The sequence below is a fragment of the Bacillus cereus group sp. MG9 genome (genome assembly GCF_040459995.1).
GTDB classification, from domain to species: domain Bacteria; phylum Bacillota; class Bacilli; order Bacillales; family Bacillaceae_G; genus Bacillus_A; species Bacillus_A mycoides.
In genome coordinates this window covers 4502018-4515216 of record NZ_JARVHC010000001.1, presented here as the reverse complement: position 1 = coordinate 4515216, position 13199 = coordinate 4502018, and the positions used below count along the sequence as shown (strand labels likewise).

Here is a 13199-nt window from a genome sequence, read left to right as displayed (position 1 = left end):
GTTCTTTCTGTTTCCATATTATGATGGTTCATGGTATGATAAACTTTAGGATTCTGTACGTGATTGGAGGCCGGTGAGTTGTCACAACAAAAGGGAAATAAAAGTCGAATTAATGTAGAAATATATGGCCAACAGTATTCAGTTGTTGGCGATGAAAGTACAAGTCATATCCGCATGGTAGCAGCGATTGTGGATGATAAAATGCGCGAACTCAATGCCAAGAATCCTTCGCTTGATACGAGTAGACTAGCGGTATTGACGGCGGTAAACGTCATACACGATTACATAAAATTAAAAGAAGAACATGAGAAGTTGAAAGAAAGTATGACACAAAAAGGAATGGAATAAACATGATTGATATTATTATCATTTTATTGCTTGTTATGGGATTTTTCCTCGGTTTACGCAGAGGATTTATTTTGCAACTTGTAAAGTTAACAAGCTTTATTATCGCATACCTCGTTGCATACTGGTACTGTAAAGATTTAGCGCCAACGCTTGCGAAATTTATTCCGTATCCATTCGATAAGAATGTATCTGTTCCAGAATGGATAGATGCGAATAATATTGAGGGTGTCTTCTATCAAGCAATTGCGTTTATTGTATTATTTATTATTACAAAAATCGCACTTTCACTACTTGGTAATTTACTGAATATGTTTGCAGAAATCCCAGTTTTAAAGCAAGTCAATGCGGTTGCTGGGGCACTTCTTGGCTTTTTAGAAGTGTATATCATTCTGTTTGTCTTAATTATTGTTGGAACAATTCTTCCAATTGAACAAATACAAACACCATTACAAAAATCATCAATTAGCAAAATAATTGTAGACGATACACCGATTCTTTCTGAAAAGGTGAAGGAACTATGGCAGACAGGTAGCAGAGTGTAACTTCTCTTTTTTCGGAAAGAGAAGTTTTTTTCTATGAAAGAAAGGCGGGGCAATGATGAAAGTGAATAAAAAACAAGTTATCAAATTACTAGAGACAATCGGCCTATTTATGGAACTAAAGGGCGCGAATCCATTTAAAATATCTGCATTCCGTAAAGCGGCGGCAGCATTAGAAAGTGACGATCGTAGTCTTTCTGAGATTGAAGATTTCACGAAGATTCCGGGCATTGGAAAAGGAACAGCAGCAGTTATTCAAGAATATATAGAATCGGGAACATCTGAAGTATTACAAGAGCTTGAGAAAGAAGTGCCAAGTAGCTTATTACCGTTATTAAAATTACCAGGCCTTGGTGGTAAAAAGGTAGCTAAGTTATATAAAGAACTTGGTGTTGTTGATATGGAATCGCTAAAAGCGGTTTGTGAGGAAAATAAAGTACAAGCTTTAGCAGGTTTCGGTAAGAAAACAGAAGAGAAAATATTAGAAGCAATTGATCAAGTAGGCTCTCGTCCAGAGCGTTTACCAATTGCGATGGTATTGCCTATTGCCGGGGAAATAGAGGAGAAATTGTCGAATGTTGCTGAAATAATTCGTTTCTCACGCGCTGGTAGTTTACGCCGTGTTCGTGAGACAGTGAAGGACTTAGATTTCATCATTGCAACGACAGAGCCAGCAGTAGTGCGTGAACATTTACTACAATTTGATAATATGATTGAAGTGATTGCAAGTGGAGATACGAAAGTATCTGTTCGTCTTCAATATGAATATGATATTTCAATTGACTTCCGCTTAGTAAAACCAGAAGAATTTATTACAACTCTTCACCATTTCACAGGATCAAAAGACCATAACGTAAAAATGCGCCAAATTGCGAAAGATAGAGGCGAGAAAATTAGTGAATACGGTGTGGAAATCTTAGAGACAGGTGAAGTGAAAACATTCGAAACAGAAGAAGCATTCTTCGCCCACTTTGGCCTTCCATTCATCCCACCAGAAGTGCGTGAAGATGGAAAAGAAATTGAATTAATTAAAGAGTATCCGAACTTAATTCAGTTCTCTGATATACAGGGTGATTTACATATGCATACAACGTGGAGTGACGGTGCTTTTTCAATTGAAGAAATGGTGCAAGCGTGCCGCGCTCGTGGATATAAATTTATGGCAATTACTGATCACTCGCAATACTTGAAAGTAGCAAACGGTTTAACGAAAGAGCGTCTTCGTGAACAAGCGAAAGAAATTGAACGTATGAATGAAAAGTATCCAGACATTACAATTTTGCGCGGGATTGAAATGGACATTTTACCAGATGCGACACTTGATTTTGACGATGAAGTATTAGCAGAACTAGATTATGTCATTGGAGCCATTCACTCTAGCTTCTCACAAGACCGTGAAACGATTATGAAGCGTCTTCGCACTGCACTTGAGAATAAGCATGTCACAATGATTGCTCATCCGACAGGACGTCTTCTTGGGCGCCGTGAGGGTTACGATGTAGATACAGATTTATTAATCCAGCTCGCAAAAGAAACAAATACAGTTTTAGAATTAAATGCAAATCCAAACCGTCTAGATTTAAGCGCGAAATTATTAAAACAAGCACAAGATGCTGGTGTAAAAGTAGCGATTAATACGGATGCCCATACACTTGAAATGTTAGAAGATATGGAAACAGGTGTAGCAGCAGCGCGTAAAGGTTGGATTCAAAAAGATAACGTGATTAACACATGGGATATTGAACGTTTATTAGACTATATTAAACGTAATAAGTAATACAGGGGGGACCTGCAACATGTTAGAACGAACGTTGCGTGTATTAGAATACAATAAAGTAAAAGAACAATTACTTGAACATACAGCATCTTCACTTGGTCGTGATAAAGTGAAGAATTTAGTGCCAAGCACAGATTTTGAAGAAATTGTGGAATTGCAAGAAACAACGGATGAGGCAGCGAAAGTCATCCGTTTAAAAGGACATGTACCACTTGGAGGGATTTCTGATATTCGTGCAAATATTAAGCGTGCGAAAATTGGAAGTATGTTAAGTCCTCATGAATTAATTGAAATCGCAAGTACGATGTACGGTAGTCGCCAAATGAAACGTTTCATTGACGATATGATTGACAACGGTGTTGAGCTTCCAATTTTAGAAACACATGTCGCACAAATTGTGTCTTTATATGATTTAGAAAAGAAGATTACAAATTGTATTGGTGACGGCGGTGAAGTAGTCGATAGCGCAAGTGACAAATTGCGTGGTATTCGTAATCAAATTCGTACTGCGGAAAGCCGTATTCGTGAGAAATTAGAAAACATGACGCGTTCTTCAAACGCGCAAAAAATGTTATCAGATGCAATTGTAACGATTCGTAACGAACGCTACGTAATCCCGGTAAAACAAGAATACCGCGGCGTATATGGTGGTATTGTTCACGATCAATCTGCTTCTGGACAAACATTATTTATCGAACCGCAAGTAATCGTGGAATTAAATAACGCACTTCAAGAAGCACGTGTGAAAGAAAAACAAGAAGTAGAACGCATTTTAATGATGTTAACGGAAGAAGTAGCAGTGGAAGCTGATATTGTTTTATCAAACGTAGAAGTAGTTGCAAATCTTGATTTTATTTTTGCGAAAGCTCTTTATGCGAAGCGAATTAAAGCGACGAAGCCAATCGTAAATAATGAACGCTACATGGATTTAAAACAAGCACGTCATCCGCTTATTGATCCGGAAATTATCGTGCCAAATAACATTATGCTTGGTAAAGACTTTACAACAATCGTTATTACAGGACCGAATACAGGTGGTAAAACAGTTACACTGAAAACAGTCGGTATTTGTGTCTTAATGGCGCAATCTGGTCTTCATATTCCAGTAATGGATGAATCAGAGATATGTGTATTTAAAAACATCTTTGCTGATATCGGTGATGAGCAATCGATTGAACAAAATTTAAGTACATTCTCTTCTCATATGGTAAACATTGTAGATATTTTAGAAAAAGCTGATTTTGAAAGTTTAGTCCTATTTGATGAATTAGGTGCTGGGACAGATCCGCAAGAAGGGGCTGCACTAGCGATTTCTATTTTAGATGAAGTATGTAACCGTGGTGCTCGCGTTGTTGCAACGACGCATTACCCAGAATTAAAAGCATATGGATACAATCGTGAGCAAGTTATTAATGCGAGCGTTGAGTTCGATGTGAATACATTAAGCCCAACGTACAAATTATTAATCGGTGTACCAGGACGTAGTAACGCCTTTGAAATTTCGAAGCGTCTTGGTTTGTCTGATCGCGTTATTGATCGCGCTCGTAACCATATTAGTACAGATACGAACAAAATCGAAAATATGATTGCAAAGCTAGAAGAAAGCCAAAAAAATGCAGAGAGCGAACGAAAAGAAGCGGAAGAACATCGTAAGCAATCTGAAAAACTTCATCGTGAATTACAGCGCCAAATTATTGAATTTAACGATGAGCGCGATGAAAAATTATTAAAAGCGCAAAAAGAAGGGGAAGAAAAAGTCGAAGCTGCAAAGCAAGAAGCAGAAGGCATTATTCAAGAACTTCGTCAATTGCGTAAAGCACAGCTTATAAACGTGAAAGACCATGAGCTTATTGAAGCGAAGAGCCGTCTAGAAGGTGCGGTGCCAGAGCTTGTGAAGAAACAAAAAGTACATGTGAAAAATACAGCGCCGAAACAACAGTTACGATCAGGTGATGAAGTAAAAGTGTTAACGTTCGGTCAAAAAGGTCAATTGCTTGAAAAAGTAAGTGATACAGAGTGGAGCGTACAAATTGGTATTCTGAAGATGAAAGTGAAAGAATCCAATATGGAATACATTAATACACCGAAGCAAACTGAGAAAAAAGCAGTCGCAAGTGTGAAGGGTAGAGATTATCACGTGTCGTTAGAGCTAGACCTTCGCGGCGAACGTTATGAAGATGCAATGATGCGCGTTGAAAAATATTTAGACGATGCACAGCTTGCAAGCTATCCTCGTGTATCAATTATTCACGGTAAAGGAACAGGAGCGCTTCGCCAAGGTGTACAAGATTACTTGAAGAAACATCGCGGTGTGAAAACCTACCGCTACGGTGACATGGGCGAGGGAGGCCTAGGCGTAACAGTTGTCGAATTAAAATAGCAAACAACCAAACAAAAGGGGAAACCATTATATGTTTATGGACAAACTTGCAAAAGTATTGTTAGCTTGTTGCGGAATATTTTTGGTAATTGGGGTTATTTATTTAGTTGTTTTTGCGAAGTAAAGGAGCGTCAATCTTGGCATAATGATATTGCCATGGATTGACGCTTTTAATCTATAAGAAAAGGAACAAAACATGAAAATCAACCAATACATAAGCGAAGCAAAATCCTGCTCAAGACGTGAAACAGACCGTCTCATTAAAGCAGGACGTGCCTGTATTAACGGTGAAGTATGTACGCACGGTGCACTCGTTAATGAAGGTGATATTGTAACAATTGATGGGCAAGTTATTGCAAAAGAAGAGAAAGAAAAGGTGTATATTGCCTTCCATAAACCAGTCGGAATTACTTGTACAGCAGCCGAACATATTGAAGATAATATTATTGATTATATCGATTATCCAGAACGAATCTTTCCTGTTGGACGATTAGATAAAGCATCGGAAGGACTCATCTTATTAACGAATGACGGTGCGATTGCGAATCAAATTTTGCACGGTGATCATGAGCATGAGAAAGAATATGTTGTCGCTGTTGATAAGCCGTTTACAGATTGGTTTATTGATGAGATGTCCAGCGGTGTAAAGATTAAAGATGGAATGACGAAGCCATGTAAAGTGACGAGAGTTAATCAGTCTACATTCCGCATCGTTTTAACGCAAGGAATGAATAGGCAAATTCGTAGAATGAGTCGTGCTTTCGGATTTACTGTAACAAAGCTAAAGCGAGTACGCATTATGAATATAGAGCTAAATGAGCTTGAAGCTGGAAAATGGCGAGACATTACACCTAAGGAATTAGAAATATTAATAGGGCAGTTATAGGGAGGAAAGTTCTCTCCCTATATTTTTTTGTCAGAAAAAATAAAACTATTGATTTTTTAAAAAATAGCCCATATAATAAAAAACAACAAGTTTCGACAACATATTTTATAAAAGTAATGATGAGGACATGAGTTGTTTTTGACGATTCTCAGAGAGGGAAGCCTTAGGCTGTGAGCTTCCTAATACGGAAAGACAAACTTACCACCTCTAAACTTCAAGAGTGAACTGCAGATGCATTGTAATTCTTGGCGGATAAAACCGTTATCAATTTACACGAGCTATAAAATGAGCTTATTTCGTTATAAATTCATTTTATTAGAATAAGGGTGGAACCACGATTTCAACACTCGTCCCTTTGTTAGGGACGGGTGTTTTTTGCGTTCTTTTACGGGGAAGTATGCTTGAAAGAGGATATGTGACGGATTTTAATTCAGAATATTTTGTCAATAAAATAATTAGGAGGTAGTAGAAATGAAGTCATCTTTAAAGTTTTCTGAGATGTTTGCAATAAGCTTAATGTTATTTGCACTGTTTTTCGGTGCCGGTAATATGATTTTCCCACCAGCGTTAGGGCAAGGTGCTGGAACAGATGTATGGATCGCGTTATTTGGCTTTATCGTAACAGGTGTAGGACTGCCTTTATTAGGAGTTATTGTTATAGCTCTAAAGGGAGATATTAATGAATTAGCAGGACGTGTACATCCTGTATTCGCGCTAATTTTCATTACTGCAATTTATTTATGTTTAGGCGTATTTGTTAGTGTGCCACGTACAGGGACTGTTGCTTATGAAATGAGTGTTGCACCGTTTTTACCAAGTGAGATAGCTGGTCAATCGTATCCACTTGTTATCTTTACATTTATTTTCTTTGCAGTAACTTTCTATTTAGCATTAAACCCATCGAAATTAGTGGGGCGCATTGGTAAAGTGTTAACTCCAATTTTATTAGCTGTTATTGCAATTATTGTAGCGAAAGCAATTATGACTCCAATGGGAGAGTTTGGTGCCCCTACAGAAGCGTATAGTGCCCCGCTCTTTAAAGGTTTTATTGATGGATATTTAACTTTAGATGGACTTGCAGCACTTGTTTTCGGAAATGTTGTGATCAATGCTTTAAAAGCAAAAGGCATTACAAATAAGAACAGTATTGCAAAAGTAACAATCTTTGCAGGATTTATTGCAGCACTTGGCTTACTTCTTGTTTATTTAGCACTTGCTTACCTTGGAGCTTCTAGTGTTTCACTTGGAATGGGAGCAAACGGCGGAATTATTTTAACAAACGTCGTGAATCATTTATTTGGTAGCTACGGAACATTATTACTAGGGATCGCAATTACAGCAGCGTGCTTAACAACTTCTGTCGGTATTGTTGCAGCTTGTGGAGAATATTTTTCTTCGTTATTACCAAAGCTTTCTTATCAAAAAGTCATTTTCATTTTCTCTTTATTAGCATTTATGGTAGCAAATCTTGGTTTAACTCAGTTAAACGCATTAGCATTACCAATCTTAATTGCAATTTACCCAATTGGTATCGTACTGATCGTATTATCACTTGTTGAAAACTATATTCGTCTTCCATTAGCTATGTATGTAGGCGGTATTGTAGGCGCATTTGCAATTAGCTTCTTTGATGGATTGCATAATGCCAATCTTCAAGTAGCGGCCCTTGCTCCTATTTTAGATAAAATTCCATTATATAGTGTAGGGATTGGTTGGTTAGTTCCGGGTATCATTGGAATTGCAATTGGATATGTAGTTTCTTTATTTCAAAAGCAAGAAATTGCTGTAGAAAAATAAGGGAAAGAGGCTTTCTTTAAAAGAAAGCCTCTTTTTTTGTAGAAAAATTATATATAGAAGAATTTAGATATTAAAAATTTTATACGTAATATAGTTGACAAAAAAATTACCAGTAGGCTAAGATTGACTTAGTTGTGGAAATATTGGAAGGGAAGAGGTTTTCTATGACTATATCATTTTTGTAAGAAGAGGTGATAAAACGATAGAATTAGGCGGTTTATTTTTTTTGAAATTCGTTGAGAATGATAATCAATAAAATAATGAAAGAGTTTTATGTTTATTCTTATAGGAAAAATTGGTGGGATTATTTTTTTGTCTATCAATGAGAATGATAATCAATATATTTCTAACTACATAGTGTTACTCGTTATAAAATAGAGATAGAAAGATTATTTTTTTTCTTATATATTGAGAATAATTATCATTTTCAAAAAAGAAAAACAAGGAGGCAGTAAGGTAAATGAGAAAGTTTTCGGTATTACCCGCTTTTATTATGACATTCGTATGTATGCTAGCTTTTCTCGTAGTGCCATTCGGACAAGCTTCGGCAAATGTAGCTGACGGTACTTACGATATTAACTATGTCATACAAAAAGCAGAAAATGATTCAGCTTCAATGGCAAATGATTATTTTGAAAAACCAGCTAAGTTAATTGTAAAAAATGGTGAGATGAGAGTACAAATTCCTATGAATCATAGTGCTTGGATTACAGAATTTAAAGCACCAGAGAACGGGAACTTTGTTGATGCAAAAGTTGTTAGTAAAGATGAATCTGCAGATAAAAGAACTGTAGAGTTTAAAATAGACGACTTATCTAAACCAGCAGCTGTAAAAATTCATGTTGTTGTACCGAACGTAAATTATGACCATAACTACACAATTCGCTTTGCGTTTGATGCAAATGTAAAAGCAGTAGGTGGAGAGAATAAGGCAACTGCTGCAACAAAAAATGAAGATCAAACTCAAAAAAATACACAAGTAAAAGAAGAAGTGAAGAAAGAAGAGAGCAAAGAAACAAACAAAGATGTAAATAAAGGAACAAATGAAAGTGGGAAAGCTGAAAAAACAGATAACCCAAAAACAAGTGATGAAGCACGTATCGGATTATTTGCAGCATTACTTCTTATTTCAGGTGTTTTCTTAGTTCGTAAAGTACGTCAAAACTAAATAAAGGAGCGGTATTCTATTGAATAAATATCTTAAAATTGTTGTTGCGATGTTTTTAATGGTATTTACATTCGCATCAACATTACAACCCCTTGCAGTTCAAGCTGCTAGTCAACTAGCTGACGGTGAATATTCAATCGGTTTCAAAGTTCTTAAAGACACATCAGATGAAGAATCCATGATGAATCAATACTCTGTAAGTCCAGGAACTTTAAAAGTGAAGAATGGGAAAAAGAAAGTATCCTTTACGTTAGAACATAGTTCATGGATTACAAAGTTTGAAACGGAAAAAAGTGGTCAGTTTGTTGCGACAAATGTAATTAGTGAAGATCAAGAAAAAGATACAAGAGTCGTAGAATTTGATGTGGACGATGTAGAGAAGGTATTAAATGCGAAAGTAAAAGTAGACATTGATTTTTTAAATTATCATCATGACTATGATGTGCGTATTGCATTTGATCAAAATAGTATTACACCGATTCATGTAGAACAACCAAATGAAAAAGAGGACCCAGCTAATAAGCCAGATCCAAATGAAAATCCGGATCCGAGTCAGAAGCCCGACCAAAAGCCTGACCCAGATCAACAACCAAATTCTAACACAATTAAAGATGGAGAGTACAGCATTCCATTTAAAGTGTTAAAAGATCAAACAGATGAAGAATCTAAGATGAATACTTACATGGTAAATCCAGGGGTATTAAAAGTAGAAAACGGTAAGAAAAAAGCAATTGTAACGTTAAAAAATAGCTCATTAATTAAAAATTTCCAAACGGAAAAAGATGGCGCATTTGCTGATGCAAAAGTAGTGAGTGAAGATAAAGAAAAAGATACAAGAGTAGTAGAATTTGAAGTAGACGATTTATCTAAAAAACTAAATACAAAAGTATTTATTGAAGTGGCATCACAAGGTTACAAGCAAACACATAATGTACAACTTTTATTTGAACAAGATAAACTTGAACAAATTAAAAATGAAGAGAAACAACCGGAAGTAGAAAAACCAGATACTGAAACAATTAAAGATGGTGAGTACAGCGTTCCGTTTAAAGTGTTAAAAGATCAAACAGATGAAGAATCTAAGATGAATACTTACATGGTAAATCCAGGGGTATTAAAAGTAGAAAATGGTAAGAAAAAAGCAATTGTAACACTAAAAAGTAGCTCATTAATTAAAAATTTCCAAACGGAAAAAGATGGTGCGTTTGTTGATGCAAAAGTAGTGAGTGAAGATAAAGAAAAAGATACAAGAGTAGTAGAGTTTGAAGTAAACGATTTATCTAAAAAACTAAATACAAAAGTATTTATCGAAATGGCATCAAGAAACTATAAGCAAACACATGATGTGCAACTTTTATTTGAACAAGATAAGCTTGAACAAATTAAAAATGAAGAGAAACCAGAAGTAGAGAAACCAGAAGTAGAGAAACCAGAAGTAGAGAAACCAGAAGTAGAGAAACCAGAAGTAGAGAAACCAGAAGTAGAGAAACCAGAAGTAGAGAAACCAGAAGTAGAGAAACCAGAAGTAGAGAAACCAGAAGTAGAGAAACCAGAAGTAGAGAAACCAGAAGTAGAGAAACCAGAAGTAGAGAAACCAGAAGTAGAGAAACCAGAAGTAGAAAAACCAGATGGAAACAAAAATCCAGATGCTGAAACAATTAAAGATGGTGAATACAGTATCAATTTCAAAGCTTTAAAAGATCAAACAGAAGAAATTTCAATGATGAACACGTATACAAAGAGTCCAGGCGTGTTAAAAGTGAAAGATGGTAAAAAATATGTATCATTCACATTAACGAATAGCGCTTGGATTACAAAGTTTGAATTTGATAAAAATGGTTCGTTTGTTGATGCGAGTGTATTGAGTGAAGATACGAAAGCTGATACGCGTGTAGTGGAAGTGGAAGTAGCAGATTTATCGAAAAAATTGAACGCAAAAGTAAAAGTCGATATCGATTCAATGAATTATCATCATTTCTATGATATTCAATTTGCATTTGATAAAGATAGCATTAAACCGTTAGATAACCAAGGCGGAAACGACAACCAAGGCGGAAATGATAACCAAGGTGGAAACGACAACCAAGGCGGAAACGACAACCAAGGCGGAAACGACAACCAAGGCGGAAACGACAACCAAGGCGGAAATGATAACCAAGGTGGAAACAACAACCAAGGCGGAAACGACAACCAAGGCAATAATACAACAATTGATCCAAACGCTCTTAAAGACGGTGAATACAGCATTGGCTTTAAAGTATTAAAAGATCAAACAGATGAAATATCAATGATGAATACATACACAAAAAGCCCAGGTGTATTGAAAGTAAAAGATGGTAAGAAATATGTATCGTTTACATTAACAAATAGTACATGGATTACAAAGTTTGATTTTGAGAAGAATGGCTCGTTCGTTAATGCAAAAGTATTAAGTGAAAATAAAGAGCAAAATACAAGAGTAGTAGAAGTAGAAGTAAATGATTTGTCTAAAAAATTAAATGCAAAAGTAAAAGTAGATATTGATTCAATGAATTATCACCATTCCTACGATGTTCAATTTGTATTTGATCAAGATAGTATCAAAGCTTTAGGGAACCAAGGTAGAAACGATAACCAAGGCGGAAACGACAACCAAGGCGGAAATGACAATCAAGGTGGAAATAATACACCGAAAGTAATAGTTGATCCGAAAAATTTAGTAGATGGTCAATATGATATTACATTTAAAGTGTTAAAAGACAAAACAGAAGAACTTTCAAAGATGCATGACTATACTGTAAATCCAGCAAAATTAATCGTTAAAGATGGTAAAAAGTACATTGAGATGACGCTGAAAAATAGTGCGTGGATTACGAAATTCCAAACAGAAAACAATAGTCTTTTTGCTGATGCAAAAGTAGTAAGTGAAGATAAAAATGCAAATATGCGAGTAGTACAATTTGAAGTAGAAGATTTATTTAAAAAATTAAATGCAAAAGTGAAAGTAGACATTGATGAGATGAACTACCACCACTTCTACGATGTCCAAATTCAATTTGATACAAATAATATTGGTGCGTTAGGGACTATTAAAGAGGATCCAAAAAAAGATCCGAAAAATGATCCGAACAATCCAGTGATTACACCGAAAGTAGATAATGTAAAAAAAGTAGATAATCCTGATTTTAACCGAAATGCAGATGATAAGAAGAAAAAAGAAGATCAAAAAAATGATTCGAAAAAAGAGAAAAACTCAAAAACGGCAGATACAGCACAACTAGGTTTATACATGGTGCTATTGCTTGGGTCACTTGCTTTACTAGTTCGTAAATATAGAGCAGGTAGATTGTAATTTTTGGAGTCTTGATGCATGTTTGCATGCATCAAGACTTGTTTCATATTGTTTGGAAAGGAGTGGTGATTAAGAGTGAAGAAAATTGTAAGTGTACTAATGGCTATCATTTTATTAGTAAGTATAGCTGGGTGCTCATCACCAAAAAAAGAAACAGCGAAGCAGGTAAAGAGTGAGGGTAAAGAGAGGATTGTCGCAACGACAGTTGCTGTTACTGAAATTATGGATGCGTTAGAAGTAGATTTAATTGGTGTACCAACAAGTACTAAAGATTTACCAAAGAGATATAAAGGTTTACCTGAAGTTGGGAATCCGATGAGTCCTGATATGGAAAAGGTAAAATCATTAAAGCCGTCAGAAGTATTATCAGTGACAACACTTGAATATGAATTAAAGCCAGTTTTTGATGGTGTAGGTATGAAAGCAAACTTTTTAGATCTAACAAGTTTAAAAAATATGCAAAATTCCATTAGTAATTTAGGTAAGCAATATGGACGTGAAAAGCAGGCTGAAGCAGTTGTAACTAAGTTAGATAACAAGGTTGCAGAGATTCAAAAAGCAGTAAAGGGAAAGAAAGAACCGACAGTGCTTATTTTATTAGGTGTACCGGGGAGTTATTTAGTAGCAACAGAGCATTCTTATATTGGAGATTTAGTGAAACAATTAGGTGGTAAAAACATTGTACAAGGTGAACAAGTAGAGTATTTAGCTTCTAATACAGAGTATTTAAAAAAAGCTGATCCAGACATTATTTTACGAGCGGCACATGGTATGCCTGATGAAGTTGTAAAAATGTTTGATAAAGAATTTAAAACAAATGATATTTGGAAACACTTCGCTGCAGTTAAAAATAATCGTGTTTACGATTTAGAAGAGCGTTTATTTGGAACGACAGGAAATTTAGCAGCGACTGAAGCGCTAGATGAATTGAAAAAAATGATGTATCCGTGATGCATTTTAATATAAAGGAAGA

General features: G+C 35.6%; 9 protein-coding genes and 1 other annotated feature. All 9 genes read left to right on the top strand.

Going from position 1 to position 13199, the window contains the following annotated elements; translation table 11 throughout:
* The first annotated feature begins 78 nt into the window (after positions 1-78).
* A complete protein-coding gene (zapA, locus tag QCI77_RS23180) occupies positions 79-348 on the top strand; it encodes a cell division protein ZapA (protein ID WP_002088902.1) in 270 nt (89 codons plus the stop codon).
* A gap of 2 nt (positions 349-350) precedes the next feature.
* Positions 351-890 (top strand): CvpA family protein, encoded by a 540-nt coding sequence (locus tag QCI77_RS23175; RefSeq protein ID WP_002034246.1) that lies wholly within the window; start codon positions 351-353, stop codon positions 888-890.
* Positions 891-945: 55 nt separating this feature from the next.
* Positions 946-2664 carry a DNA polymerase/3'-5' exonuclease PolX gene (polX, locus tag QCI77_RS23170; protein ID WP_033709473.1) on the top strand — a complete coding sequence of 573 codons (1719 nt, stop codon included), beginning with the start codon at positions 946-948 and terminating at the stop codon, positions 2662-2664.
* 19 nt (positions 2665-2683) lie between these two features.
* On the top strand, positions 2684-5044 hold the full coding sequence (locus tag QCI77_RS23165) for an endonuclease MutS2 (protein WP_353825518.1): 2361 nt from the start codon (positions 2684-2686) through the stop codon (positions 5042-5044).
* Between the two features lie 196 nt (positions 5045-5240).
* Complete coding sequence (locus QCI77_RS23160; RefSeq protein WP_002034249.1) at positions 5241-5930, top strand: 23S rRNA pseudouridine(2604) synthase RluF; 690 nt, start codon at positions 5241-5243, stop codon at positions 5928-5930.
* 107 nt (positions 5931-6037) lie between these two features.
* Positions 6038-6288, top strand: a binding site (T-box leader).
* Between the two features lie 113 nt (positions 6289-6401).
* Positions 6402-7727, top strand: a complete 1326-nt coding sequence (brnQ6, locus tag QCI77_RS23155) for a branched-chain amino acid transport system II carrier protein BrnQ6 (protein ID WP_033709474.1) — start codon at positions 6402-6404, stop codon at positions 7725-7727.
* A gap of 460 nt (positions 7728-8187) precedes the next feature.
* The gene (isdC, locus tag QCI77_RS23150) at positions 8188-8895 is read left to right on the top strand and encodes a heme uptake protein IsdC (RefSeq protein WP_113768855.1); all 708 of its coding nucleotides are present in this window, start codon (positions 8188-8190) and stop codon (positions 8893-8895) included.
* Between the two features lie 19 nt (positions 8896-8914).
* On the top strand, positions 8915-12226 hold the full coding sequence (locus tag QCI77_RS23145; protein WP_353825517.1) for an NEAT domain-containing protein: 3312 nt from the start codon (positions 8915-8917) through the stop codon (positions 12224-12226).
* 75 nt (positions 12227-12301) lie between these two features.
* On the top strand, positions 12302-13177 hold the full coding sequence (gene isdE, locus QCI77_RS23140) for a heme ABC transporter substrate-binding protein IsdE (protein ID WP_012261781.1): 876 nt from the start codon (positions 12302-12304) through the stop codon (positions 13175-13177).
* Positions 13178-13199 lie beyond the last annotated feature (22 nt).

Coding starts and splice junctions, on each gene's coding strand:
- QCI77_RS23175 (WP_002034246.1), top strand. CDS start 351: ATGATTGATATTATTATCATTTTATTGCTTGTTATGGGATTTTTCCTC.
- polX (WP_033709473.1), top strand. CDS start 946: ATGAAAGTGAATAAAAAACAAGTTATCAAATTACTAGAGACAATCGGC.
- QCI77_RS23165 (WP_353825518.1), top strand. CDS start 2,684: ATGTTAGAACGAACGTTGCGTGTATTAGAATACAATAAAGTAAAAGAA.
- QCI77_RS23160 (WP_002034249.1), top strand. CDS start 5,241: ATGAAAATCAACCAATACATAAGCGAAGCAAAATCCTGCTCAAGACGT.
- brnQ6 (WP_033709474.1), top strand. CDS start 6,402: ATGAAGTCATCTTTAAAGTTTTCTGAGATGTTTGCAATAAGCTTAATG.
- isdC (WP_113768855.1), top strand. CDS start 8,188: ATGAGAAAGTTTTCGGTATTACCCGCTTTTATTATGACATTCGTATGT.